Origin of the sequence: Pseudomonas sp. NFX183, assembly GCF_047943075.1 — a bacterium.
Taxonomy (GTDB): Bacteria; Pseudomonadota; Gammaproteobacteria; order Pseudomonadales; family Pseudomonadaceae; genus Aquipseudomonas.
In genome coordinates this window covers 1,116,410-1,142,200 of the sequence record NZ_CP181333.1, presented here as the reverse complement: position 1 = coordinate 1,142,200, position 25,791 = coordinate 1,116,410, and the positions used below count along the sequence as shown (strand labels likewise).

The following is a 25,791-nucleotide window of genomic DNA, read 5'->3' as shown; positions in this document are numbered from 1 at the left end:
CAATGGCCAAAATGCTGACGCGCCGCAAGGGCGTGGAGATTTGGTTAGACATAATTTCATTTATTCTTATAGGGGAAAGTGGTCACCAGACGGCTGGATCGTCTTATTTTTTGTCGCATGTGTCCAGTGTCCCGTGACGGCTTCGCGGCATAGGCTCTGTGGTCTGGCCTTTGTCCGACAATCCACGCAGGTGACCCATGATCCCCAGAACCTTGTTCAGCTCGGAGCACGAACTTTTCCGCGAGAGCGTGCGCACCTTCCTTGAAAAACACGCCGCGCCGTTCCATGGGCAATGGGAGAAACAGGGCTATATCGACCGTGCGTTGTGGAGCAAGGCGGGGGAGGCGGGGATGCTTTGCTCCCACTTGCCGGAAGAGTATGGCGGCCTGGGCGCCGACTTTCTCTACAGCGCGGTGGTGATCGAAGAGGTCAGTCGCCTGGGTTTGACAGGCATCGGTTTCTCGCTGCATTCGGACATCGTCGCGCCATACATCCTGCATTACGGCAGCGAGGCGCTGAAGCAGAAGTACCTGCCCAAATTGATTTCCGGTGAAATGGTGACGGCCATCGCCATGACCGAGCCAGGGGCGGGTTCCGACTTGCAGGGCGTGAAGACCACCGCGGTGCTGGACGGCGATGAGTACGTGATCAACGGCTCAAAAACCTTCATCACCAATGGCTTTCTCGCCGAGCTGGTGATCGTCGTGGCCAAGACCGATCCCAAGGCCGGCGCCAAGGGCACCAGCCTGTTTCTGGTGGAAGCCGACACGCCGGGCTTCGACAAGGGCAAGCGCCTGGAGAAGGTGGGCATGAAGGCCCAGGACACCTCGGAGCTGTTTTTCCAGGACGTGCGTGTGCCCAAGGGCAACCTGCTGGGGCAGGCGGGCATGGGCTTCGCCTATTTGATGCAGGAGTTGCCGCAGGAGCGTTTGACCGTGGCGATTGGTGCGCTCTCATCGGCGGAGGCGGCGCTGCAGTGGACCTTGGAATACACCCGCGAGCGCAGGGCGTTCGGCAAGGCGATTGCCGATTTCCAGAACACCCGGTTCAAGCTGGCGGAGATGGCCACGGAGATTCAGATCGGTCGCGTATTTGTCGACCAGTGCATGGCGTTGCACCTGGAAGGCAAGCTCGACGTGCCTACTGCCGCGATGGCCAAGTACTGGGCCACGGACCTGCAATGCAAGGTGCTCGACGAGTGTGTGCAGCTGCACGGCGGTTACGGCTTTATGTGGGAATATCCGATCGCGCGGGCCTGGGCGGATGCGCGGGTGCAGCGGATTTATGCGGGGACCAACGAAATCATGAAGGAGATTATTGCGCGAGCGCTTTGACTTTCGGTGGTGCTCAGGGCCTCATCGGGGGCAAGCCCCCTCCCACATTTTGATGTGTGAATACAGTCAAATGTGGGAGCTGGCTTGCCTGCGATAACGCTTTGGGGATCAATCAAGGCGCTGGATTCGGATGATCCTTCTGAATCGCTTCAATCCCTTCCAGTACCTCTTTCGACAGCTTCAAGTCAGCGCTGGCGATGTTGCTATCCAGTTGCTCCAAAGACGTCGCACCAATGATGTTGCTGGTCACAAACGGCTGTTGCGTCACAAACGCCAAGGCCATCTGCGCCGGGTCCAGGCCGTGTTCACGTGCCAGCGCCACATAGCGGCTGCACGCCGCTTCGGACTGCGGGTTGAAGTAGCGGCTGAAACGGCTGTATTCGGTCAGGCGTGCCTTGGCCGGGCGTGCGCCGTTCTCGTACTTGCCGCTGAGCATGCCGAACGCCAGGGGCGAATACGCCAGCAGGCCGCACTGTTCACGAATCGCCACTTCCGCCAGGCCAACCTCAAAGCTGCGGTTGAGCAGGTTGTAGGGGTTCTGGATCGACACCGCGCGGGGCCAGCCACGGGCTTCGGCCAGGGCGAGGAATTTCATGGTGCCCCACGGGGTTTCGTTGGACAGGCCGATGTGGCGGATCTTGCCGGCTTTTACCTGCTCGTCCAGCGCTTCGAGGGTTTCTTCCAGCGGGGTGAGGTCGTCTTCGTCCTTGTGCTTGTAGCTCAGTTGGCCGAAGAAGTTGGTGCTGCGTTCCGGCCAGTGCAGCTGGTAGAGGTCGATCCAGTCGGTTTGCAGGCGCTTGAGGCTGGCATCCAGTGCTTCGACGATGTGCTTGCGGTTGTGGCGCAGGTGGCCGTCGCGGATGTAGTCGATGGTGTTGCCGGGGCCGGCGATCTTGCTGGCGAGGATCCAGTCGGCACGGTCACCGCGGCTTTTGAAGTAATTACCGATGTAACGCTCGGTAGTGGCATAGGTATCGGCCTTGGGCGGCACCGGGTACATTTCCGCCGTGTCGAGGAAGTTGATCCCCGCGGCCTTGGCCCGTTCGATCTGCGCGAAGGCCTCTGCCTCGCTGTTCTGCTCACCCCAGGTCATGGTGCCCAAGGCTATCGCGCTTACGTTCAGATCGGTTCGGCCCAGCTGTCGATAATCCATCGGGTACTCCTTCAGGGAAAACAATCATAAAAGCAGGTTGAATTTTTTTTCGCAATCTGCATAATTGCCCACCTCTTTCTGCAGTGGAAGTGATGCGCCGCCTGCCGAAGAATCTTGCCGTTGAACGGACGCGCCGACCCGAGCCCCCGATAGCGTCTGTATCCGGCTGCCTTTGACTTGTCAAAGTACGCACTATTCAGTAAGATCCGCCGTCTAATTTACAGGGCGGCCCCTGAGGCTATTAAAGAATGACAACTTTTACTGCAAAACCGGAAACAGTTCAGCGCGACTGGTTTGTCGTCGACGCCGCTGGTCAGACCCTGGGTCGTCTGGCCACTGAAGTCGCCAGCCGTCTGCGTGGCAAGCACAAGCCTGAGTACACCCCTCACGTTGACACCGGTGACTACATCGTGATCATCAACGCTGAGCAGGTACGTGTTACCGGCAACAAAGCGCAAGACAAAATGTACTACCGTCACTCCGGTTTCCCAGGCGGTATCAAGTCTTCGAACTTTGAAGGCCTGATTTCCAAGAAGCCTGAAGCCCCGATCGAAATCGCGGTCAAAGGCATGCTGCCGAAGGGCCCACTGGGTCGCGATATGTTTCGCAAGCTGAAAGTCTATGCGGGCGCTGTACACCCTCATGCTGCTCAGCAGCCCCAAGAACTGAAGTTTTAACGGAATAGTTCATTATGTCGGCGACTCAAAATTACGGCACTGGCCGTCGCAAAACCGCAACCGCACGCGTTTTCCTGCGTCCGGGCACTGGTAACATCTCGATCAACAACCGCACTCTGGACAACTTCTTCGGTCGCGAAACTGCCCGCATGGTAGTTCGTCAGCCGCTGGAACTGACCGAGACTGTTGAAAAGTTCGACATCTACGTCACCGTTATCGGTGGCGGTGTAAGTGGTCAAGCTGGCGCAATCCGCCACGGTATCACTCGCGCTCTGATGCAGTACGACGAAACCCTGCGTGGCGCACTGCGCAAAGCTGGCTTCGTAACTCGCGATGCTCGTGAAGTTGAACGTAAGAAAGTCGGTCTGCGTAAAGCGCGTAAGCGTCCGCAGTACTCGAAGCGTTAATTCGCTTTACGTTCCACAAAAACGCCCAACTCCTCACGGAGCTGGGCGTTTTTTATTGCCTGCGATTTATGCACAAATTTCGCCGTGACAACTTGCCACATCCGTAGACCCCCTATACTACAAGGCCTGGAGAGGGAGCCCCGGGCAATTCCCTTGTCATACGTGGGGCTTTTCATTACCATTCGGCAAAATTTTTATAAGTAAAGATTCAACACTTAGTAGACGCCTGATTTAACAGGCCAAAAAGCTGATGGGAGAGGACTGAATGAGCAATGACGGCGTGAATGCAGGCCGGCGTCGCTTCTTGGTAGCAGCCACATCCGTGGTGGGTGCTGCAGGAGCGGTGGGGGCTGCGGTCCCGTTCGTGGGGTCATGGTTTCCCAGTGCCAAGGCGAAAGCCGCAGGTGCACCGGTGAAGGTGAATGTCAGCAAGATCGACCCAGGCCAGCAGATGATTGCTGAGTGGCGCGGTCAGCCGGTCTTCATCGTTCGTCGTACTGAGGAAATCCTGGGGAATCTGAAAAAAATCGAAGGTCAGCTGTCTGATCCCGACTCGAAGAATTCCGACCAACCCGCCTACGTCGATAAGGAAATCCGTTCGATCAAGCCGGAGATTCTGCTGCTGATCGGTATCTGCACCCACCTCGGCTGCTCGCCTACCTTCCGCCCTGAAGTTGCCCCTGCCGACCTGGGCAAAGATTGGGTGGGTGGTTACTTCTGCCCTTGCCATGGCTCTCATTACGACCTGGCCGGCCGCGTCTACAAGTCACAACCCGCACCACTGAACCTGCCAGTTCCGCCACATCACTACGAGACTGACAGTGTCATTGTCATTGGCGTCGACGAGGGGGAGAAAGCCTGATGAGCAAGTTCATGGATTGGGTGGATGCGCGCTTCCCCGCTACCAAAATGTGGGAAGACCATCTCAGCAAATATTACGCACCAAAAAACTTCAACTTCTTCTACTTCTTCGGCTCCCTGGCGCTGTTGGTGCTGGTCAACCAACTCGTCACCGGCGTCTGGCTGACGATGAGCTACACACCTTCGGCTGAAGAGGCCTTTGCGTCCGTTGAAGGGATCATGCGCGACGTCGAGTACGGCTCGATTCTGCGTTTGCTTCACTCCACCGGCGCCTCGGCGTTCTTCATCGTGGTCTACATGCACATGTTCCGTGGCTTGCTCTATGGCTCATACCAGAAACCCCGCGAGCTGGTGTGGGTGTTTGGCATGCTGATCTATCTGGCGCTGATGGCAGAGGCCTTCATGGGTTACCTGCTGCCGTGGGGGCAGATGTCGTACTGGGGCGCTCAGGTGATCATCTCGCTGTTCGGCGCGATCCCGGTCATCGGCAACGACCTGACCCAGTGGATCCGTGGTGACTACCTGATCTCCGGCATCACCTTGAACCGCTTCTTCGCCTTGCACGTTGTGGCCCTGCCGATCGTGATTCTCGGCCTGGTGGTGCTGCACATCCTGGCGCTGCACGAAGTGGGTTCGAACAACCCCGATGGCGTCGACATCAAGAAGCACAAAGACGAAAACGGCATCCCGCTGGACGGCATTCCGTTCCACCCGTACTACACCGTGAAAGACATTGTCGGCGTGGTGGTGTTCTTGTTCATCTTCTGCTCGATCGTGTTCTTTTTCCCGGAGATGGGCGGGTATTTCCTCGAGAAGCCTAACTTCGAACAGGCCAACGCCTTCAAAACGCCTGAGCACATTGCACCGGTCTGGTACTTCACGCCGTTCTACGCGATCTTGCGGGCGATTCCAGACAAGCTCATGGGCGTTGTTGCCATGGGCGCCTCGATTGCGCTGTTGTTTGTCCTGCCGTGGCTTGACCGCAGCCCGGTCAAATCGATGCGCTACAAGGGATGGTTGAGCCGAATCTGGCTGGTCGTGTTCTGCATCGCGTTCATGCTGCTGGGCTGGACCGGCGTCCAGGCACCGAAGCCTGCGCTGACGTTGCTGTCGCAGGTCTGCACCTTCCTGTACTTCGCCTACTTCATTCTGATGCCGTTCTACACCCGGCTCGAGAAGACCAAACCGGTTCCGGAAAGGGTGACTGGCTGATGAAAAAGTTATTCGTTGCTTTGATGCTTGCGGCACTGCCGCTACTGTCCTTCGCGGCCGAGCAGGGCCCGGAACTGGAAAAAGTCGATATCGACGTCTCTGACAAAGCTGCAATGCAAGATGGCGCGCGTACCTTCGCCAACTACTGCATGGGCTGCCACAGCGCCAAGTTCCAGCGCTATGAGCGGGTTGCCGATGACCTCGGTATCCCTCATGAGCTGATGCTGGAGAAACTGGTGTTCACCGGCGCCAAGATTGGCGACCACATGAACATCGGCATGCAGCCTGCCGACGCCAAAGCCTGGTTCGGTGCTGCACCGCCTGACCTGACCCTGGTGGCGCGCGTGCGGGGTACCGACTGGCTGTATGGCTACCTTAAATCCTTCTACGAAGACCCGGCGCGCCCTTGGGGTGTGAACAACAAAGTCTTCCCGAACGTCGGTATGCCTAACGTTCTGGTCGGCCTGCAGGGTCGCCAAGTGGTAGGATGCAAGCAGGTTCAGGTCGTTGAAGACGGCAAGAAGCAATATGATCCGTTGACCGGCACGCCTCTGACGCATGAAGCGTGTGATCAACTGACCATAGTGCCCAAGACCGGTACGCTGAACGAAGAGCAGTTCGACGAGAAGGTCAAGAATCTGGTGACCTTCCTGGCCTACTCGGCCAACCCGGTCAAACTGCAACATCAGCGCATCGGCACCTATGTATTGCTGTACCTGGCCTTCTTCTTCGTATTCGCCTATCTGCTCAAACGCGAATACTGGAAGGATGTGCATTGATCCAACCGTAAGCAATTGCTGTTAATCTTGCGCGCCCAGCGGCATCTCTGAACACGTAGCGGTCTGGTTGAACCAGGCACTGCAGAGATGCTCTCTGGGCGCGCTCGTTTTTGAGCTTTCGATAATTTCAACAAGCGAGGAGGACCGCCATGGGCGTGACCAATCGGTTGGCCTGTTACTCCGACCCCGCCGACCACTATTCCCACCGAGTACGCATCGTGCTCGCAGAGAAGGGTGTCAGCGCCGAGATCATCAGTGTGGAGGTGGGACGTCATCCGCCGAAACTGATCGAAGTGAACCCTTACGGCAGCTTGCCCACCCTGGTCGATCGTGACCTGGCGTTGTGGGAGTCAACCGTGGTGATGGAATACCTGGATGAGCGTTACCCGCATCCGCCTTTGTTGCCGGTGTACCCGGTGGCGCGTGCCAACAGCCGCCTGCTGATCCATCGGATCCAGCGTGACTGGTGCGGGCTGGTGGATGTGATTCTGGATTCACGCAGTAAAGAAGCCGTTCGGGTGCAGGCGCGCAAGGAATTGCGTGAGAGCCTGACCGGTGTTTCGCCGCTGTTCGCCGACAAACCTTTTTTCCTCAGCGAGGAACAAAGCTTGGTGGATTGCTGCCTATTACCCATACTCTGGCGCTTGCCGATCCTGGGCATTGAACTGCCACGGCCGGCCAAGCCGTTGCTTGATTACATGGAGCGCCAGTTTGCGCGTGAGGCTTTCCAGGCGAGTCTGTCTGGTGTCGAACGCGATATGCGCTAAGGCTTAAGGAGCCGCTGATGAACTCCAGTCGACCCTATTTGGTCCGCGCGCTCTATGAGTGGATTGTGGACAACGATTGCACCCCGCACATGCTGGTCAACTCCGAATTTCCCAAGGTTGACGTGCCTCAAGGTTTTGCCAGTGACGGGCAGATTGTGCTGAACGTATCACCCAGTGCCGTGCGCCACCTGCACATGGACAACGAGGCTGTCAGCTTCGAAGGGCGTTTCGGCGGCGTGCCCCATACGCTGTTCGTGCCGATTGGCGCGATTCTCGGGATCTATGCCCGCGAGAATGGCCAAGGCATGGTGTTCGATCTGGAGTCGCCTTTCGAGGACGACGAATCGATCGAAGGCGAAGACGGTGATGATGTGCCACCACCGGACTCCGAGCCACCGCGTCCAAGCGGCCGGCCGAGCCTGAAAGTGGTGAAGTAAGCGGCTTTCACCCTCGGGTGAGCCTGAAAAATGCCTCGACATGCGTCGGGGCATTTTTTTGCGCGAAGGATGTAGATGAAAGTCGCGACACAACGGTGATCGTACAACCGCCATGGGCTATGATGCGGGCTCAAGTTCGCCGAGAAAGATGGTTCATCATGGAAAACGCCAACACCACCCCTCGTCTTCCCCGCAAGCGCCGCAGCCTTGCCCAGGAATTGGTCACGGTGTTGTCTGAGCAGATCCGTGACGGTCAACTCAAACGTGGCGATAAGTTGCCCACCGAGTCGGCCATCATGGAAGCCCATGGCGTCAGCCGCACGGTCGTGCGTGAGGCCATCTCGCGCTTGCAGGCGGCGGGGCAGGTGGAAACTCGCCACGGTATCGGCACCTTTGTGTTGGACACGCCAAGCCCGAGCGGTTTCCGGATTGACCCGGCCACGGTGGTTACGCTGCGCGATGTGCTGGCGATTCTGGAGCTGCGGATCAGCCTGGAAGTGGAGTCCGCCGGCCTTGCCGCGTTACGTCGCAGCGACGAGCAACTGGCCGCCATGCGTGCGGCGCTCGATGCCCTGAATGAAAGCGCGGCCCACGCCGGCGATGCGGTGGCGTCAGACTTCGCGTTCCATCTGGAAATTGCGCTGTCCACCGGCAACCGCTACTTCACCGACATCATGACCCACCTGGGCACCAGCATCATTCCGCGTACGCGCCTGAATTCAGCACGCCTGGCTCACGACGATCAGCAGCACTACATGGGCCGCCTGAGCCGCGAGCACGAAGAGATTTATGAGGCAATTGCCCGCCAGGATTCGGACGCTGCACGCGCCGCCATGCGCTTGCATTTGACCAACAGCCGAGAGCGACTGCGCCATGCCCACGAAGAGGCAGAAGCGCAGCGCGGTTAACCGGGCAACCGAGTGGTGTCGGGAGTAAATCGATCCAAGTGTGGGAGCGGGCTTGCCCGCGAATGCGGTGTGTCAGTCTGCACATGCATCAACTGAAAAACGCCTTCGCGAGCAAGCCCGCTCCCACATTTTGATCTCCTTGGCCTGGAGTTTTGCGCCCACTTAATTAGCCGGCTGATTGGGCTTGTAGTCCTTGAGCAGCAGATACGTACTCCAACCCCACCAATCATTGGTCCAGTGTTTGTCGTTCAGGTCATTCACGTCCTTGCGGCGCAGCACCTTGTCGCCCTCCATCTTGAACAGCGGCGAAAAGTTATTCGCCGGGTTCTGCGCTGCGTTCAAATCCGGCACATACAGCGGCGCCTTGAAGTTGGCCGGGGAGGGCGCCACGCCGCTGATAAAGGTCTCGAAGACCTCATCGGCCGAGGCCTGTACCGCCCGTTTGACCATCGCCCGATTGTCCGTGTCGATGGCATCGAAGTAGCGTTTATCCCCATAGGCATGCCATTGATCGCCCTTGGCGTTGCGCACCTTGAGCCCGAACTTGCTGTCCTCATCGTGCATGAAGCGGCTGATCAGCGAGCCCAGTTCGCCAGGCGTCACCACCGCCGCCAATTGCTTGCGCGGCACGCGCAGGTGGCCGGCGGAAAACAGGTCGGTCAAGAAGTGATCAGCAAAGCTGTTCATGGCGTAGGCCAATTCCAGTGCCTGATCGGTGCCGGTTTGATGGGCAACGACCGCCTGTTGCAGTGCCGCCGTATGGCCAGCCAGATACGCTGACAGCGCCCATTCGCCGAAGTGGTCAGCGTTGTCTGCGGCCAATTTCAGGTAGCGCCCCAGCGGAATCAATGCCGAAACGGCACTGCCGCCGCCGGTGATGCGGTTCCATTCCTCCGACAACGTATCACCCAGCGCGTCATAGGCTTCGTGTGGTTGTTTGCCGTCCTTGATCGCCTGGTTCACTGCGCTGATCTCCTTTTGCATCACCGCAAGGATTTTCCCGGCCTCTTCCCGCGAGGCTGGCAGCACCGCCAGCGAATTGAACGCTGCGGTAAAGCGTTGCACGCGCTCGTCGGCCGACGCGCCGTCGCTGATCGGCTGGCCAGGAATGCCATAGAAGTCGCCCCCCAGCGCGATCACTTGGCCATAGGTGAGTGCCAGCCCGTTGGGCAGGTGCAACTCGACCTGGTGGGCGGGAATCGCCGGGGCGTCCTTGACGAAACGCAACAGCGTGTCATCGCCGATGGCGGTGTGCTCACCGCCTTCGAAGCGCAGGGTAGGTGGGTTTTTCTCGGGTGCTGCGAGTTCAAGACCTGACATGTTAGCTCCTTGCTATGTCGTAGGAATCTTCCGTGATAACTGTATGTATATACAGCTTGTCGGAGCATAGAAGATTAATTTCCTTCGTCAAGAAAGCGCGTTTAAACGCAGCGCCGTATGAAGCCCGATGAATTGCAGTTGACGAATCTTTTTATAGTTGTACGATGACGTACGACATCAACAAACCAACAATAACCTTTCGACAGAAAGTCTTCGCCCAGGGTGTTCGAATAATGAATCCACAAGAACTGAAGTCCATCCTCTCCCACGGTCTGCTGTCTTTCCCCGTGACCGATTTCAATGCGCAGGGTGACTTCCACCAGGCCGGCTACATCAAGCGTCTGGAATGGCTCGCCCCGTACGGCGCCACCGCCTTGTTCGCCGCCGGCGGCACCGGTGAGTTTTTCTCCCTGGCTGCCAGCGAATATTCCCAAGTGGTGAAGACCGCTGTTGATACCTGCGCCACCAGCGTGCCGATTCTCGCCGGTGTGGGTGGTTCTACCCGCCAGGCCATCGAGTACGCCCAAGAGGCCGAACGCCTGGGCGCCAAAGGCTTGCTGTTGCTGCCGCACTACCTGACCGAAGCCAGCCAGGACGGCGTCGCCGCCCACGTGGAAGCGGTGTGCAAGTCGGTCAAAATCGGCGTGGTGGTCTACAACCGCAACGTTTGCCGCCTGACTGCGCCTCTGCTGGAACGCTTGGCCGAGCGCTGCCCGAACCTGATCGGCTACAAGGACGGCCTGGGTGACATCGAGTTGATGGTGTCGATCCGCCGTCGCCTGGGTGACCGTTTCAGCTACCTCGGCGGCCTGCCGACTGCAGAGGTTTACGCCGCTGCCTACAAGGCCCTGGGCGTGCCGGTGTACTCCTCGGCGGTATTCAACTTCATCCCGAAAACTGCGATGGACTTCTACCACGCGATTGCCAAGGACGATCACGCCACCGTCGGCAAGATCATCGACAACTTCTTCCTGCCTTACCTCGACATCCGCAACCGTAAGGCGGGTTATGCCGTGAGCATCGTCAAGGCCGGGGCAAAAATCGCCGGCTATGACGCAGGCCCGGTGCGCACGCCGCTGACCGACCTGCTGCCGGAAGAATACGAAGCCCTGGCCGCGCTGATCGACAAGCAAGGTCCGCAGTAACTTATCAACAAGGCCGCTGAGAGATCAGCGGCCTTTTGCGTCAGGAGAAGATTTGTGTCCCAAGCCAAACGTTTTGAGAACTACATCAACGGCGAGTGGGTGGCCGGTGCCGATTACTGCAACAACATCAATCCGTCGGAGTTGTCCGATGTCATCGGCGAATATGCCAAGGCTGACGTAGCTCAAGTTAACGCCGCCATCGATGCCGCCCGCGCCGCCTTCCCGGCCTGGTCGACCTCCGGCATCCAGGCTCGCCACGATGCGCTGGACAAAGTCGGCAGTGAAATCCTCGCCCGTCGTGAAGAACTCGGCACCCTGCTGGCCCGTGAAGAGGGCAAGACCCTGCCCGAAGCCATCGGCGAAGTGACCCGCGCCGGTAACATTTTCAAGTTCTTCGCCGGTGAATGCCTGCGCTTGTCCGGTGACTACGTGCCGTCCGTGCGCCCGGGCGTCAATGTGGAAGTCACCCGCGAAGCCCTGGGTGTGGTCGGCTTGATCACCCCGTGGAACTTCCCGATTGCGATCCCCGCCTGGAAAATCGCCCCGGCCCTGGCCTACGGCAACTGCGTGGTGATCAAACCGGCCGAACTGGTGCCGGGCTGCGCCTGGGCCCTGGCCGAGATCATCTCCCGCGCCGGCTTCCCCGCCGGTGTGTTCAACCTGGTGATGGGCAGCGGCCGCGTGGTTGGCGACGTATTGGTCAACAGCCCGAAAGTCGACGGCGTCAGCTTTACCGGTTCGGTCGGCGTGGGCCGTCAGATCGCCGTCAGCTGTGTGTCGCGCCAGGCCAAAGTGCAGTTGGAAATGGGCGGCAAGAACCCGCAGATCATCCTCGACGACGCCGACCTCAAGCAGGCCGTCGAGCTGTCGGTACAGAGCGCGTTCTACTCCACCGGCCAGCGTTGCACCGCCTCCAGCCGCTTGATCGTCACCGCCGGTATCCACGACCAGTTCGTTGCGGCCATGGCTGAGCGCATGAAGTCGATCAAAGTCGGCCACGCGCTGAAAAGCGGCACCGACATCGGCCCGGTCGTTTCCCAGGCCCAGCTGGACCAGGACATGAAGTACATCGACATCGGCCAAAGCGAAGGTGCGCGGCTGGTCAGCGGTGGCGGCCTGGTGACCTGCGACACCGAAGGCTACTACCTGGCGCCGACGCTGTTTGCCGACAGCGAAGCCGCCATGCGCATCAGCCGTGAAGAGATCTTCGGCCCCGTGGCCAACGTGGTGCGCGTAGCGGATTACGAGGCGGCACTGGTCATGGCCAACGACACCGAATTCGGCCTGTCGGCGGGCATTGCCACCACCTCGCTCAAGTACGCCAACCACTTCAAGCGCCACTCCCAGGCCGGGATGGTGATGGTCAACCTGCCGACTGCCGGTGTGGATTACCACGTGCCGTTCGGTGGCCGTAAGGGCTCCTCGTATGGTTCGCGCGAGCAAGGTCGCTACGCGCAAGAGTTCTACACCGTGGTGAAAACCAGCTACATCGGTTCGTAACACGTAACACCCGTGGGAACCGGCTTGTGTGGGAGCTGGCTTGCCTGCGATAGCGGTACATCAGTCACAGAGATGTTGACCGATACACCGCCATCGCAGGCAAGCCAGCTCCCACAGAAAGCGGTTCCTGCACTTAAAACAGAAATGCTTACCCGCAAAAAAAATAATTAGTGGGAGTACATCTTCATGCAAGCGACCAAGCCGACCCACGTCCGCTATTTGATCCTGCTCATGCTGTTTCTGGTGACCACGATCAACTACGCCGACCGGGCCACTATCGCCATCGCCGGCTCCAGCCTGCAAAAAGACCTCGGTATCAGCGCGGTCACCCTCGGTTATATCTTCTCCGCATTCGGTTGGGCCTACGTGGCCGGGCAAATCCCCGGTGGCTGGTTGCTGGACCGGTTCGGCTCGAAAAAAGTCTATGCCCTGAGCATCTTCACCTGGTCGCTGTTCACCATTCTGCAAGGCTATGTCGGCGAGTTTGGCGTTTCCACCGCGATCGTCGCGCTGTTTATGCTGCGCTTTCTGGTGGGCTTGGCGGAAGCGCCGTCGTTCCCTGGTAATGCGCGCATTGTGGCCGGCTGGTTCCCCACCGCCGAACGCGGTACGGCCTCGGCGATCTTCAACTCGGCGCAATACTTTGCCACGGTACTGTTCGCGCCGCTGATGGGCTGGATCGTCTACACCTTCGGCTGGCAGCACGTGTTTATCGTGATGGGCGGGATTGGCGTGCTGTTCTCGCTGATCTGGCTGAAAATTATCCACAGCCCGCGTCAGCACCCGATGATCAACGAGGCCGAACTCAAGTACATCTGCGAGAACGGTGCAATGGTCGACATGGACCAGGAGAAGACCAAGGGCCAGAAAACCGACGGTCCGAAGTGGGACTACATCCGCCAGCTGCTGACCAACCGCATGATGCTCGGTGTGTACCTGGGCCAGTACTGCATCAATGGCATCACCTATTTCTTCCTGACCTGGTTCCCGGTGTACCTGGTGCAGGAGCGTGGCATGACCATCCTCAAGGCGGGGTTCATTGCTTCTCTGCCGGCCATCTGTGGGTTTGTCGGCGGGGTATTGGGTGGTTTGATTTCCGATTACCTGCTGCGCAAAGGCCATTCCCTGACGTTTGCGCGCAAGGCACCGATCATTGGCGGGTTGCTGGTGTCGTGCAGCATCGTGGCGTGCAACTACGTGGATATCGAATGGATGGTGGTGGGCTTCATGGCGCTGGCCTTCTTCGGTAAAGGCGTTGGCGCACTGGGTTGGGCGGTGGTGTCTGACACCTCGCCGAAACAAATCGCCGGCCTCAGTGGCGGTCTGTTCAATATGTTTGGCAACCTGGCCTCCATCAGCACACCGATTGTGATCGGCTACATCATCGCCACCACCGGCTCGTTCAAGTGGGCCCTGGTGTTCGTCGGCGCCAACGCCTTGCTGGCGGTGTTCAGCTACTTGGTGATCGTCGGCCCGATCAAGCGTGTGGTGCTCAAAGAGCCGCCCAGCAGCAAAGGGCCTGAGCTGACCCAATTTATCCAAGCGCATTCCTGAGGGGCGATGTAATGCAGTTGATTGAACATGCCGACTCGCCGCGCTCGATCCGTTTGCACGAGCGCGACAACGTAGTGATCGTGGTCAACGATCAAGGCGTACCGGCCGGGACCGAGTTCCCGGACGGCCTGGTGACTGTGGACTTCATCCCGCAGAGCCACAAGGTGACCCTGGAAGATATCCCTGAAGGCGGTCAGATTATTCGCTACGGGCAGACCATTGGTTACGCCCTGGCGCCGATTCCACGTGGCAGTTGGGTGCAGGAAGACCAACTGCGCATGCCCACCGCGCCGCCGCTGGACAGCCTGCCGCTGCCTACCGAAGTGCCTGAAACCCAGGCGCCGCTGGAAGGTTTTACGTTTGAGGGTTACCGCAACGCCGACGGCACCGTGGGCACGCGCAATATTCTGGGCATCACCACCACGGTGCAGTGCGTCACCGGTGTGCTGGACCATGCGGTCAAGCGCATCAAGGATGAATTGCTGCCCAAATACGCGAACGTCGATGACGTGGTGGCGCTGACCCACAGCTACGGCTGTGGCGTGGCGATCACGGCAACAGACGCGTACATCCCGATCCGCACCGTGCGCAACCTGGCGCGCAACCCGAACCTGGGTGGCGAAGCGCTGGTGATCAGCCTGGGCTGCGAGAAGCTGCAGGCCGGGCAGGTGATGCACGACAACGACAGTTCTGTCGACCTCAGCGAGCCGTGGCTGTATCGGCTGCAGGATTCCAGCCATGGGTTTACCGAGATGATCGAACAGATCATGGGCCTGGCCGAAATCCGCTTGAAAAAACTCGACCAGCGCCGTCGCGAAACCGTGCCGGCATCGGAGCTGATTCTGGGCATGCAGTGCGGCGGCAGTGATGCGTTTTCCGGCATTACCGCCAACCCGGCGCTGGGGTTTGCCTCGGATCTGCTGTTGCGGGCCGGGGCGACGGTGATGTTTTCCGAAGTGACTGAAGTGCGTGACGCCATTTACCTGCTGACCGCTCGTGCCCAGAGCAAAGACGTGGCCCAAGCGCTGGTCAGGGAAATGGACTGGTACGACCGCTACCTGGCCAAAGGCGAGGCGGACCGCAGCGCCAATACCACGCCGGGCAACAAGAAGGGTGGGTTGTCGAATATCGTCGAGAAGTCCCTGGGCTCCATCGTCAAGTCGGGCAGCAGCGCGATCACTGGCGTGCTTGGCCCGGGCGAGCGTTTCACGGGCAAAGGCCTGATCTTTTGCGCCACGCCAGCCAGTGATTTTGTCTGCGGCACCTTGCAACTGGCGGCCGGGATGAACCTGCATGTGTTCACCACCGGGCGTGGCACGCCGTATGGGCTGGCGATGGCGCCGGTGGTGAAGGTCTCGACGCGTACGGAATTGGCGCAGCGCTGGCCGGACCTGATAGATATCGACGCCGGACGCATCGCCACCGGGCGTGCGAGCATTGAGGAACTGGGCTGGGAGTTGTTCCACTTCTACTTGGATGTGGCCAGCGGCAAGAAGCAGACGTGGGCGGAGCAGCATAAGCTGCACAACGACATTACGTTGTTCAACCCGGCGCCCATCACCTGAGACCGACGCGGCCCCTGTGGGAGCAGGCAAGCCAGCTCCCACATTTGATTTGTGAATACCTTCAAATGTGGGAGGGGGCTTGCCCCCGAAGGCGGCCTACCAGACGCCGCACAGCCGCATGGCTTATCATTAGCCACCTGACGACACCCACCAAGGTTCTCCCCGGCATGCTGGCTATCTTCCTCACCACCCTCACCATCACCGCGCCGGTGTTTGCCATGCTGTTTCTGGGTGTGCTGCTCAAGCGCATCAACTGGATCAACGACAACTTTATCCACACCGCCTCGTCCCTGGTGTTCAACGTCACCATGCCGGCGCTGCTGTTCCTGGGCATCCTGCACGCCGACCTGCACTCGGCGCTCAAGCCAGGTCTGCTGATCTACTTTGCGGTGGCCACGTTGCTGAGCTTTGCGTTGGCCTGGGGCTGGGCGATCTATCGCTGCCCGCGCGTAGACCGCGGTATCTACACCCAGGGTGCGTTTCGCGGTAACAACGGCGTGATCGGCCTGGCGCTGGCGGCCAGCATGTATGGCGACTACGGCATTTCCCTGGGCGCGATCCTCGCGGCGCTGGTGATTCTGTTCTACAACACCCTGTCGACCATCGTGCTGGCGGTGTACAGCCCGGTGATCAAGTCCGACCCGTGGAGCATCTTCAAAAGCGTGGTGGCCAACCCGCTGATCATCAGCGTGATTGCGGCCGCACCGTTCGCGATTTTCAAGATCGGCCTGCCGGGGTGGCTGGAGTCGTCCGGGCAATACCTGGCGGACATGACCTTGCCGCTGGCATTGATCTGCATCGGCGGCACCTTGTCGCTGGCGGCCTTGCGCAAAAGCGGAAGCATGGCCCTGAGTGCCAGCCTGGTGAAGATGATCGGTTTGCCGCTAGTTGCGACGCTGGGCGCATGGCTGCTGGGCTTCAGGGGCCCGGAGCTGGGGATTCTGTTTTTGTACTTTGGCGCACCGACCGCGGCGGCGAGTTTTGTCATGGCCAGGGCGGCCGAGGGCAATCATGAGCTGGCGGCGGCGATTATTGTGATCACGACCTTGATGGCGGCGGTGACCACCAATATCGGGATTTTTGTGTTGCAGGCGGGTGGCTGGATCTGAAGGTTGTGGTGGGGTTGAGGGCCAATCGCAGGCAAGCCAACTCCCACTGTTTGATCTGTGAATACAGTCATAAGTGGGAGCTGGCTTGCCTGCGATGACTATCCAGCCGTCACGGCTTATCCGCCTGATACGCCTCAATCACTTCCTGCGCCGCCCGAAACGCATCAATCGCCGCCGGCACACCGGCATACACCGCGCAATGCAGCAGTGCTTCGCGAATCTCTTCCACTGTGCAGCCATTGTTCAGCGCGCCGCGAACGTGGCCCTTGAGTTCCTGCGGGCACTTGAGGGCGGTGAGGGCGGCCAGTGTGATCAGGCTGCGCGTCTTCAACGGCAGGCCTTCGCGGTTCCACACGCTGCCCCATGCATGCTCATTGACGAAATCCTGCAGCGGCTGGGTGAACTCGGTGGCATTGCCCAGGGCGCGGTCAACGAACACATCGCCCATGACCTGGCGACGCATTTCAACCCCGGACTTTTTCTGTTCGGTCATTGCGATTCCCTCTTGTGTTGGCGGCGCCAGGCTTGCAGCGAGGTGAACAACACAAGCGCGACCAGTGCTGGCAGGACGTAATACAGCATCAATTGTTCAAGCCGGGTGGCCAGCGGCATGCCGAAGGTGAACGACACCACATGCAGCCCATACGCCAGATACAACCCCAGAAACACCAGGCCTTCAGCGCGGGTGACGCGGTAGCCGCTGTAGAACACTGGCAGGCATAACATCACCACGCCGAGCATCACCGGCAAGTCGAAATCCAGTGCGTTGGGCGACACCGACAACGGCGAGGGCGCCACCAGCGCGGTGAACCCCAGCACGCCGAGCAGGTTGAACAGGTTGCTGCCGATCACGTTGCCCACGGCAATTTCGCGCTCGCCGCGCAACGCGGCAATCAGCGAGGTGGCCAGGCACGGCAGCGAGGTGCCGACACCGATCAGCGTCAGGCCGATGATGCGTTCGGACAGGCCCAGGTCGCTTGCCACATCCACCGCTGCGCCCAGCAGCAAATGCCCGGCCAGCACCAGAATCAACAACCCGCCCAGCATCAACAACGCGCTGCTCAGCCAGGGCGCGCGGGCCACCGTGTCCAGCGTGCGCGGACGGCGAGAATGGCGGGTCTGGTAGTGCAACACACCGAGGTAGGCTATCAGCGCAACCACTAAAAAGAGGCCGTCGAGCGGTGTCAGTTCTTCATTGGCGGCCAGGGTAAACACCAAGAGGCCGGCGAAAATCATCACCGGGATGTCCAGCCGCACCAGCTGCCGCGAGACGCGCAACGGAATGATCAACGCCGCCAGGCCCAGGGTGACGAGGGTGTTGAAGATACTGCTGCCGATGACGCTGCCCACGGCGATATCGGAATTGCCGGCCAGGGTGGCCTGCAGGCTCACGGTCATCTGCGGCGCACTGCTGCCGAAAGCGACGATGCTCAAGCCGATAATCAGTGGCCGCACCTTGAGGCTGGCTGCCAGGCGCACGGCGGCACGCACCAGGATTTCGGCGCCGACGATCAGCAACACCAGGCCGCTGATCAGTTCGATCAGGCTCCAGGGCGAGAGGGCGGTTAATCCGAAAATGGCCAGGGCTCCTTTATCAGTTGCTCAGCGCCTGCACGCGAACCCGTGCAGTGCCGCTGCCCAGCATACCGAGTTGTTCGGCAGCCTTGCGTGAAACGTCGATCAGGCGCCCACGGGTATGCGGGCCGCGATCATTGATGCGCACGACCACGGATCTGTTGTTGTTGAGATTGGTCACCTTGACCTGAGTGCCGAAGGGCAGACGCCGATGGGCGGCGGTCAGGGTGTTCTGGTTGAAGGGTTCACCGCTGGCAGTTTTGTTGCCATGGTGCTTGGCGCCGTAATAGGAGGCGGTGCCGGTTTCGTCGTAGCCGTTGGGGTCGATGAGGCCGCTGGCACAACCGGCCAACGCAGAGAACAGGGCCAAGAGGCCGAGTAGACGCTTCACTTTAGTTAAGTCCCCATTATAAATGTGGGAGCTGGCTTGCCTGCGATGCAGGCACCTCGGTGTTTCAGTTGCACCGAGGCGATACTATCGCAGGCAAGCCAGCGCCCACATGGGTCCGAGTTGGGTAGGAAATCCCGCCCGGACCCTTTCACCGCGAATCAGCCTTCGAGCTTGCTTTTCAGCAATTCGTTCACCTGTTGCGGGTTGGCCTTGCCTTTGGAGGCTTTCATCGCCTGGCCGACAAAGAAGCCGAACATTTTGCCGCGCTTGGCTTCGTCTGCGGCGCGGTATTGCTCGACCTGTTCGGCGTTGGCCGCCAGCATTTCATCGAGCACGGCCGAGATCGCGCCGCTGTCGGTGACTTGCTTGAGGCCGCGCTTCTCGATGATCTCATCGGCGCTGCCTTCGCCTGCGGCCATCGCTTCAAACACGGTCTTGGCGATTTTGCCGGAGATGGTGTTGTCCTTGATGCGCAGCAGCATGCCGCCCAGTTGCTCGGCGGTCACCGGGGCTTCGTCGATTTCCAGGCCCTGTTTGTTCAACAGGCTGCCCAGCTCAACCATCACCCAGTTGGCCGCCAGCTTGGCGTCGCCGGCAATGCTCACGACTTTTTCGAAGTAGTTGGCTTGTTCACGGCTGGAAGCCAACACGCTGGCATCGTAGACCGACAGGCCGAACTGCGCCTGGAAGCGTTCGCGTTTGTGCTGCGGCAATTCCGGCAGGGTGGCGCGGATGTCATTGAGGAACGAATCCTCAAGCACCACCGGCAACAGGTCCGGGTCGGGGAAGTAACGGTAGTCGTTGGCTTCCTCTTTGCTGCGCATGGCGCGGGTTACGTCTTTGTTTGGGTCGTACAGGCGGGTTTGCTGGATGACCTTGCCGCCGTCTTCGATCAGGTCGATCTGGCGACGCACTTCGCTGTTGATCGCCTTTTCGATGAAGCGGAACGAGTTGACGTTCTTGATCTCGCAGCGGGTGCCGAACTCGACCTGGCCTTTAGGACGGATCGAGACGTTGCAGTCGCAACGCAGCGAGCCTTCGGCCATGTTGCCGTCGCAGATGCCCAGGTAACGCACCAGCGCGTGGATCGTCTTGACGTAGGCCACGGCTTCCTTGGCGCTGCGCATGTCCGGCTCGGAGACGATTTCCAGCAACGGCGTGCCGGCACGGTTCAAGTCGATGCCGGTAGCGCCCGGGAATTCTTCATGCAGGCTCTTGCCGGCGTCTTCTTCCAGGTGCGCGCGGGTCACGCCGACACGTTTGATGGTGCCGTCTTCCAGTGGGATGTCCAGATAGCCCTTGCCGACGATCGGCAGTTCCATCTGGCTGATCTGATAGCCCTTGGGCAGGTCCGGGTAGAAGTAGTTCTTGCGCGCGAACACGTTGTGCTGGCCGATCTCGGCATCAATCGCCAGGCCGAACATCACCGCCATGCGCACCGCTTCCTGGTTCAGCACCGGCAGCACGCCGGGCATGCCCAGGTCTACCAGGCTGGCCTGGGTGTTGGGCTCTGCGCCGAACGTGGTGGCGCTACCGGAGAAAATCTTCGATTGGGTGGCGAGCTGGGTATGAATCTCCAGCCCGATCACAACTTCCCATTGCATAGTGTTCTCCTCAGAAGCCGGTAGGGGTGCGAGTGTGCCAGTCGGTGTTCAACTGGTACTGGTGCGCCACATTGAGCAGGCGGCCTTCCTGGAAATACGGGGCGAGCAATTGCACACCGACCGGCAGGCCATCGACGAAACCGGCGGGCATGGACAAGCCCGGCAAGCCCGCGAGGTTGGCGGTGATGGTGTACAGGTCTTCCAGGTACTCGGCGATCGGGTCGCCGGTTTTGGCGCCGATCTTCCAGGCCGGGTTCGGCGTGGTTGGGCCGAGGATCACGTCGACTTCTTCGAAGGCAGCCATGAAGTCGTTCTTGACCAGGCGACGGATTTTCTGCGCCTTGAGGTAGTACGCGTCGTAGTAGCCGGCGGACAGGGCGTAGGCACCGACCATGATCCGACGTTGGACTTCGGCGCCAAAGCCTTCGCCGCGCGAGCGTTTGTACAGGTCTTCGAGGCCTTTCGGGTTTTCACAGCGATAGCCGAAGCGCACGCCGTCGAAACGTGACAGGTTGGAAGAGGCTTCTGCCGGCGCGATCACGTAGTAGGCAGGAATCGCGTGCTGGTTGTTCGGCAGGCTGATTTCCTTGATCACGGCGCCGAGCTGTTCCAGCGTCTTGACGCTGTTGTGCACCAGTTCGGCGATACGCGGGTCGAGGCCGGCGCTGAAATACTCTTTCGGCACGCCAATACGCAGGCCTTTGAGCGAGGTATTGAGGCTGGCGCTGTAGTCCGGCACCGGCTCATCAATGCTGGTGGAGTCCTGCTTATCAAACCCGGCCATACCTTGTAACAAAATCGCGCAATCTTCAGCGGTACGTGCCAGCGGGCCGCCCTGATCCAGGCTGGAGGCGTAGGCGATCATGCCCCAACGCGAAACACGACCGTAGGTCGGCTTCAAACCGGTGAGGTTGGTGAACGCGGCGGGCTGACGGATCGAACCGCCGGTGTCGGTAGCGGTAGCTGCCGGCAGGAAGCGCGCGGCAACGGCGGCAGCCGAACCACCGGACGAACCGCCTGGCACGTGATCCAGATTCCACGGGTTTTTCACGGCGCCGTAGTAGCTCGACTCGTTGGCAGAACCCATGGCGAATTCGTCCATGTTGGTCTTGCCCAAAGTCACGGCCCCGGCGGCAGCCAGCTTGGACACCACGGTGGCATCGTAGGGCGCTTTGAAGTTGTCGAGCATCTTCGAGCCGCAACTGGTGCGAATGCCCTGGGTGCAGAACAGGTCTTTGTGGGCGATTGGTGCGCCCAGCAGTGCGCCATTCTCACCGTTGGCGCGACGTACGTCGGCGGCCTTGGCCTGGCTCAGGGCCAGTTCCTGGGTGAGGCTGATGAAGCTGTTGACCTTCGGATCAAGCTCGGCGATGCGCGCAAGCAGGGTTTTGGTCAGCTCTTCGGAAGAAAACTTTTTGTCGGCGAGACCGCGGGCGATCTCGGCCAGAGTCATGTGATGCATGAAAGGCTCTTTCCCTTTAGTCGATGACTTTCGGAACCAGATACAGGCCGTTTTCGACCGCTGGCGCGATGGACTGGTAGGCCTCGCGATTATTTCGCTCGGTCACAACGTCTGCGCGCAGGCGCTGGCTGGCTTCCAGCGGGTGAGCCAGGGGCTCGATGCCGTCGGTATTGACGGCCTGCATTTGGTCAACCAGCCCGAGAATGCTGTTCAGGGCTGCGGTGGTCTGTGGAAGATCGGCTTCATTCAGGCCAAGCGAGGCCAGATGAGCGATTTTTTCCACGTCGGAGCGTTCAAGCGCCATGGGATTCTCCAGTGGAAAACAGAACGGAGGGCGTCCGTGTGTTAGATTGTCGGAACACTACCGCATTTCTACGGTCATATGGCCGCGATTGTGGGGGTTGGTGCACAGAAAGTCGGCCAATTTAGCACATTGGCGCCTTGCCCAAAATCCCTGTCGTTGTTAGAGTTTGCCGCACTTTTTTACCCACGCGTTGCCTAGGGTCCTTTCCCCATGTTCAAGAAACTGCGTGGCATGTTTTCCAGCGATCTTTCCATTGACCTGGGCACTGCCAACACCCTTATTTACGTGCGCGAGCGCGGTATCGTTCTGAATGAGCCATCGGTTGTGGCCATTCGGACCCATGGTAATCAGAAAAGTGTCGTTGCCGTTGGCACCGAGGCCAAGCGCATGCTCGGCCGAACACCAGGCAACATCGCTGCCATTCGTCCGATGAAGGACGGCGTGATCGCCGACTTCAGCGTCTGCGAGAAGATGCTGCAGTACTTCATCAACAAGGTTCACGAAAACAGTTTCCTGCAGCCCAGCCCTCGTGTGCTGATCTGCGTTCCGTGCAAGTCCACCCAGGTTGAGCGTCGCGCCATCCGTGAATCGGCCCTTGGCGCCGGTGCCCGCGAAGTATTCCTGATCGAAGAGCCTATGGCTGCCGCTATCGGCGCCGGCTTGCCGGTCGAAGAAGCGCGCGGTTCGATGGTGGTGGATATCGGTGGTGGTACCACTGAAATCGCCCTGATTTCCCTGAACGGTGTGGTGTACGCCGAATCCGTGCGCGTAGGCGGCGACCGTTTCGATGAAGCGATCATTACTTATGTGCGTCGTAACTACGGCAGCTTGATCGGCGAATCCACCGCCGAGCGCATCAAGCAGGAAATCGGCACCGCTTACCCGGGCGGCGAAGTTCGCGAAGTTGATGTTCGCGGTCGTAACCTGGCCGAAGGCGTTCCACGTGCTTTCACCCTGAACTCCAATGAAGTGCTGGAAGCTCTGCAAGAGTCCCTGGCCACCATTGTTCAGGCAGTGAAGAGCGCCCTGGAGCAATCGCCTCCGGAGCTGGCTTCCGACATCGCCGAGCGTGGCCTGGTGCTGACCGGTGGTGGCGCCTTGCTGCGCGACCTCGACAAGCTGCTGGCCCAGGAAACAGGCCTGCCGGTGATCGTCGCCGAAGACCCGCTGACCTGCGTCGCCCGTGGTGGTGGCCGTGCACTGGAAATGATGGATAAACACACCATGGACCTGCTTTCCAGCGAATAAGATTGCCGGAATGGTTCATGCTTCGCCCGCAGGCAGCACTTTGCAGTGCTGCCTGTTGGCGTTTATCTTCTTCAATCTGCATCCAGGCCGGTTTGATGCCGTATGAATAAAGAGAACATTTGCCCGGGAGGAGCGGCTTATTAAACCGCTTTTCGCCAAAGGCCCCTCATTGGGCGTGCGCTTATTGGTGCTGGTCGTGCTTTCGGTCGCGCTGATGGTGGTCGATGCCCGCTTTGCACTGCTCAAGCCCGTGCGTAGCCAGATGTCGCTGGTGTTGATGCAGACTTACTGGATCACCGACCTGCCGCAACGGCTCTATCAGGGCGTGGCCAGCCAGTTCGGCAGCCGCACCGAGCTTGTCGCCGAGAACGAAAAACTCAAGACCGAAAACCTGCTGTTGCAGGGGCGCATGCAAAAGCTGGCGGCCCTCACCGAGCAGAACGTTCGACTGCGCGAGTTGCTTAACTCTTCGGCATTGGTCAACGAGAAGGTCGAAGTGGCCGAGTTGATCGGCATGGACCCCAACCCCTTTACCCATCGCATCATCATCAACAAGGGTGAGCGCGACGGTGTGGTCCTGGGTCAACCGGTGCTCGACGCCCGTGGCCTGATGGGCCAGGTGGTCGAGTTGATGCCCTACACTTCGCGCGTATTACTGCTGACGGACACCACCCACAGCATTCCGGTGCAGGTCAACCGCAACGGCTTGCGCGCGATTGCCAGCGGTACCGGTAACCCGGAGCGTCTTGAGTTGCGCCATGTGGCCGACACTGCCGACATCAAGGAAGGCGACCTGTTGGTCAGTTCCGGCCTGGGTCAGCGGTTCCCCGCCGGTTACCCGGTAGCGACGGTCAAGGAAGTCATCCACGATTCCGGCCAGCCGTTCGCCATTGTGCGTGCGGTGCCGACGGCGGCCTTGAACCGCAGCCGTTACCTGTTGCTGGTGTTCAGCGACAACCGTACGCCGGAAGAGCGTGTCAACGACGCTGCCCAGGCGCAGGAAGCAGAAGACAAGCAGAACGGCACCGCGCCGGTCATTCCTGCCACGGTGCCAAAGCCAGCCTTCGTGGGGCCGCCTGCACCTGCGGCGACCTCGGTCGCGCCAGTGGCGACGCCCGTCAAACCTGCGGCCCACAGCGCCCGCTCAGCCAAACAGGCCGCGGCCAAGCCAACGGTCACCACGCCGGCCGCCACCGCGCCAGCGGCTAAACCGCCTGCCACGTCGGCAACCCGACCAGCGGCCGCAGCGCCGGCAACCACGCGGCAGAGGGAGGAATAATGGCCGGTACGCATTCGCGCAATGGCTGGATCGTCTGGCTGACCTTCGCCATCGGCTTGCTGCTCAGCGTTTCGCCGTTGCCGCAATTCATGGAAATCCTGCGACCGCTCTGGCTCGCCTTGCTCCTGGCGTTCTGGTCGCTGACCTTGCCGCACAAGGTAGGCATGGTCACGGCGATGTGCCTGGGCTTGGCGGAAGACGTGCTCTATGGCACCTTGCTGGGCCAGAACGCGCTGATCCTGACCCTGATTACTTTCCTGGTGCTGTCATTGCAGCAGCGGTTGCGCATGTTCCCGATGTGGCAGCAGTGCCTGGTGATCCTGGTGATCTTCGGCCTGGCGCAGTTGGTGCAACTGTGGCTCAGCGCCTTGACTGGTAACCGCCAGCCGACCCTGGCCCTGGTGTTGCCGGCCCTGGTCAGTGCGTTGCTGTGGCCTTGGGTCAGCTTCGGCCTGCGTGGTTTACGTCGCCGCTATAAAATCAATTGAATGGATTGCGAGGCTCTGCCTGGTTATCGAACCCTACAGGGAGAGTCTGCAATGAATTCGCTTTATCTAGCCTCGGGCTCCCCAAGGCGGCGTGAACTGCTGACGCAGATCGGTGTGCCTTTCACCGTGGTCAGCGCCGCCATTGATGAAACTCCTCTTACAAACGAATCCGCCGTTGCCTACGTCGAGCGCCTTGCGCACGGCAAGGCCACGGCGGGTTTTGCTGCGCTTGAAAAGACTGCCGGCGCCTGCGTGCTCGGCGCCGACACGGCCGTGATCGTTGATGGTCAGATCCTTGGCAAACCGGTTGACCAGGCCGACGCCCTGGCGATGTTGATGGCCCTGTCGGGACGCGAGCATGAAGTCCTCACCGCCATTGCCGTCACCGATGGCGAGCGCAGCGAAACTCGATGTGTGAGCAGCCGGGTACGTTTTCGCGCTATTTCTGTCGAGGAGGCTACAACCTACTGGCACAGCGGCGAACCTCAGGACAAGGCAGGCGGCTATGCTATCCAGGGGCTTGGATCGGTGTTTGTCGCCGGGCTCAATGGCAGCTATTCCGCCGTGGTAGGCCTGCCTGTGTGCGAAACCGCGCAACTGCTTGGTCAATTCGGCATACCCTGTTGGCAAAACCTTACCGCGCGCTGAACGCCGTATTCCAGCGCCAAGCCTTAAGCGATCGGTCACTATTGTGAAAACGCCTGAACGAGAC

General features: G+C 59.9%; 26 protein-coding genes. 18 read left to right on the top strand and 8 right to left on the bottom strand.

What is annotated here, in order from left to right; genetic code table 11:
- The first annotated feature begins 197 nt into the window (after positions 1-197).
- Entirely contained in the window at positions 198-1,334 is a 1,137-nt protein-coding gene (locus ACM530_RS05440) for an acyl-CoA dehydrogenase family protein (protein ID WP_416364395.1), read from the top strand.
- Positions 1,335-1,446: 112 nt separating this feature from the next.
- Here the strand turns inward: ACM530_RS05440 and ACM530_RS05435 are convergent, their stop codons facing one another.
- On the bottom strand, positions 1,447-2,487 hold the full coding sequence (locus ACM530_RS05435) for an NADP(H)-dependent aldo-keto reductase (RefSeq protein ID WP_242194720.1): 1,041 nt from the start codon (positions 2,485-2,487) through the stop codon (positions 1,447-1,449).
- A gap of 248 nt (positions 2,488-2,735) precedes the next feature.
- On the opposite strand from ACM530_RS05435, the gene rplM reads away from it, so the two are divergent.
- The 8 genes from rplM to ACM530_RS05395 all read left to right on the top strand — a co-directional run bounded on the left by rplM (position 2,736) and on the right by ACM530_RS05395 (position 8,535).
- Positions 2,736-3,164 carry a 50S ribosomal protein L13 gene (gene rplM, locus ACM530_RS05430; protein WP_003171742.1) on the top strand — a complete coding sequence of 143 codons (429 nt, stop codon included), beginning with the start codon at positions 2,736-2,738 and terminating at the stop codon, positions 3,162-3,164.
- Between the two features lie 14 nt (positions 3,165-3,178).
- Complete coding sequence (rpsI, locus tag ACM530_RS05425) at positions 3,179-3,571, top strand: 30S ribosomal protein S9 (RefSeq protein ID WP_003171743.1); 393 nt, start codon at positions 3,179-3,181, stop codon at positions 3,569-3,571.
- Between the two features lie 265 nt (positions 3,572-3,836).
- Entirely contained in the window at positions 3,837-4,433 is a 597-nt protein-coding gene (gene petA, locus ACM530_RS05420; RefSeq protein WP_003216040.1) for a ubiquinol-cytochrome c reductase iron-sulfur subunit, read from the top strand.
- Positions 4,433-5,644 (top strand): cytochrome b, encoded by a 1,212-nt coding sequence (locus ACM530_RS05415; protein ID WP_145165219.1) that lies wholly within the window; start codon positions 4,433-4,435, stop codon positions 5,642-5,644. Before petA ends, ACM530_RS05415 begins: the two co-directional genes overlap by 1 nt.
- Positions 5,644-6,423 (top strand): cytochrome c1, encoded by a 780-nt coding sequence (locus tag ACM530_RS05410; RefSeq protein ID WP_145165217.1) that lies wholly within the window; start codon positions 5,644-5,646, stop codon positions 6,421-6,423. The genes ACM530_RS05415 and ACM530_RS05410 overlap by 1 nt, the downstream gene beginning before the upstream one ends.
- Positions 6,424-6,572: 149 nt before the next feature.
- Positions 6,573-7,190 (top strand): glutathione S-transferase N-terminal domain-containing protein, encoded by a 618-nt coding sequence (locus ACM530_RS05405; protein ID WP_106578651.1) that lies wholly within the window; start codon positions 6,573-6,575, stop codon positions 7,188-7,190.
- 17 nt (positions 7,191-7,207) lie between these two features.
- The gene (locus ACM530_RS05400; RefSeq protein ID WP_159954235.1) at positions 7,208-7,627 is read left to right on the top strand and encodes a ClpXP protease specificity-enhancing factor; all 420 of its coding nucleotides are present in this window, start codon (positions 7,208-7,210) and stop codon (positions 7,625-7,627) included.
- A 158-nt stretch (positions 7,628-7,785) separates the two neighbouring features.
- On the top strand, positions 7,786-8,535 hold the full coding sequence (locus ACM530_RS05395; protein ID WP_416364394.1) for a FadR/GntR family transcriptional regulator: 750 nt from the start codon (positions 7,786-7,788) through the stop codon (positions 8,533-8,535).
- Positions 8,536-8,697: 162 nt separating this feature from the next.
- Here the strand turns inward: ACM530_RS05395 and ACM530_RS05390 are convergent, their stop codons facing one another.
- Positions 8,698-9,855 carry a phospholipase gene (locus ACM530_RS05390; protein ID WP_416364393.1) on the bottom strand — a complete coding sequence of 386 codons (1,158 nt, stop codon included), beginning with the start codon at positions 9,853-9,855 and terminating at the stop codon, positions 8,698-8,700.
- Between the two features lie 233 nt (positions 9,856-10,088).
- Between ACM530_RS05390 and kdgD the strand changes: the two genes are divergently transcribed.
- From kdgD to ACM530_RS05365, 5 genes are all read left to right on the top strand, one after another.
- Positions 10,089-11,000, top strand: coding sequence for a 5-dehydro-4-deoxyglucarate dehydratase (gene kdgD / locus ACM530_RS05385; RefSeq protein WP_064450699.1), 912 nt, complete (start codon positions 10,089-10,091; stop codon positions 10,998-11,000).
- A 54-nt stretch (positions 11,001-11,054) separates the two neighbouring features.
- A complete protein-coding gene (locus ACM530_RS05380) occupies positions 11,055-12,500 on the top strand; it encodes an aldehyde dehydrogenase family protein (protein ID WP_416364392.1) in 1,446 nt (481 codons plus the stop codon).
- 186 nt (positions 12,501-12,686) lie between these two features.
- Positions 12,687-14,054 carry an MFS transporter gene (locus ACM530_RS05375; protein ID WP_145165211.1) on the top strand — a complete coding sequence of 456 codons (1,368 nt, stop codon included), beginning with the start codon at positions 12,687-12,689 and terminating at the stop codon, positions 14,052-14,054.
- 11 nt (positions 14,055-14,065) lie between these two features.
- Positions 14,066-15,619: a galactarate dehydratase gene (garD, locus tag ACM530_RS05370; protein ID WP_416364391.1), complete on the top strand. Its 1,554-nt coding sequence runs from the start codon at positions 14,066-14,068 to the stop codon at positions 15,617-15,619.
- Between the two features lie 167 nt (positions 15,620-15,786).
- Entirely contained in the window at positions 15,787-16,728 is a 942-nt protein-coding gene (locus ACM530_RS05365) for an AEC family transporter (RefSeq protein WP_416364390.1), read from the top strand.
- Between the two features lie 109 nt (positions 16,729-16,837).
- On the opposite strand, the gene ACM530_RS05360 is transcribed toward ACM530_RS05365, so the two are convergent.
- The 6 genes from ACM530_RS05360 to gatC form a co-directional block, all read right to left on the bottom strand.
- Complete coding sequence (locus ACM530_RS05360; protein WP_106578660.1) at positions 16,838-17,221, bottom strand: carboxymuconolactone decarboxylase family protein; 384 nt, start codon at positions 17,219-17,221, stop codon at positions 16,838-16,840.
- A complete protein-coding gene (locus ACM530_RS05355) occupies positions 17,218-18,264 on the bottom strand; it encodes a calcium/sodium antiporter (RefSeq protein WP_416365076.1) in 1,047 nt (348 codons plus the stop codon). The genes ACM530_RS05360 and ACM530_RS05355 overlap by 4 nt, the downstream gene beginning before the upstream one ends.
- A gap of 58 nt (positions 18,265-18,322) precedes the next feature.
- A complete protein-coding gene (locus ACM530_RS05350; protein ID WP_145165205.1) occupies positions 18,323-18,694 on the bottom strand; it encodes a septal ring lytic transglycosylase RlpA family protein in 372 nt (123 codons plus the stop codon).
- A gap of 158 nt (positions 18,695-18,852) precedes the next feature.
- Entirely contained in the window at positions 18,853-20,298 is a 1,446-nt protein-coding gene (gatB, locus tag ACM530_RS05345) for an Asp-tRNA(Asn)/Glu-tRNA(Gln) amidotransferase subunit GatB (RefSeq protein ID WP_262207091.1), read from the bottom strand.
- Between the two features lie 10 nt (positions 20,299-20,308).
- Positions 20,309-21,760: an Asp-tRNA(Asn)/Glu-tRNA(Gln) amidotransferase subunit GatA gene (gene gatA, locus ACM530_RS05340; protein WP_242194709.1), complete on the bottom strand. Its 1,452-nt coding sequence runs from the start codon at positions 21,758-21,760 to the stop codon at positions 20,309-20,311.
- A gap of 16 nt (positions 21,761-21,776) precedes the next feature.
- Positions 21,777-22,064 carry an Asp-tRNA(Asn)/Glu-tRNA(Gln) amidotransferase subunit GatC gene (gene gatC, locus ACM530_RS05335; protein WP_003171764.1) on the bottom strand — a complete coding sequence of 96 codons (288 nt, stop codon included), beginning with the start codon at positions 22,062-22,064 and terminating at the stop codon, positions 21,777-21,779.
- 210 nt (positions 22,065-22,274) lie between these two features.
- Here gatC and mreB point away from each other — a divergent pair, with 210 nt between their 5' ends.
- The 4 genes from mreB (at position 22,275) to ACM530_RS05315 (ending at position 25,727) form a co-directional block, all read left to right on the top strand.
- Positions 22,275-23,312, top strand: coding sequence for a rod shape-determining protein MreB (gene mreB / locus ACM530_RS05330; protein WP_002555108.1), 1,038 nt, complete (start codon positions 22,275-22,277; stop codon positions 23,310-23,312).
- 139 nt (positions 23,313-23,451) lie between these two features.
- Positions 23,452-24,591 (top strand): rod shape-determining protein MreC, encoded by a 1,140-nt coding sequence (mreC, locus tag ACM530_RS05325; protein ID WP_416365075.1) that lies wholly within the window; start codon positions 23,452-23,454, stop codon positions 24,589-24,591.
- Complete coding sequence (gene mreD / locus ACM530_RS05320; RefSeq protein WP_017138250.1) at positions 24,591-25,079, top strand: rod shape-determining protein MreD; 489 nt, start codon at positions 24,591-24,593, stop codon at positions 25,077-25,079. Before mreC ends, mreD begins: the two co-directional genes overlap by 1 nt.
- 51 nt (positions 25,080-25,130) lie before the next feature.
- Positions 25,131-25,727 carry a Maf family protein gene (locus ACM530_RS05315; RefSeq protein ID WP_416364389.1) on the top strand — a complete coding sequence of 199 codons (597 nt, stop codon included), beginning with the start codon at positions 25,131-25,133 and terminating at the stop codon, positions 25,725-25,727.
- The last annotated feature ends 64 nt before the right edge of the window (positions 25,728-25,791 follow it).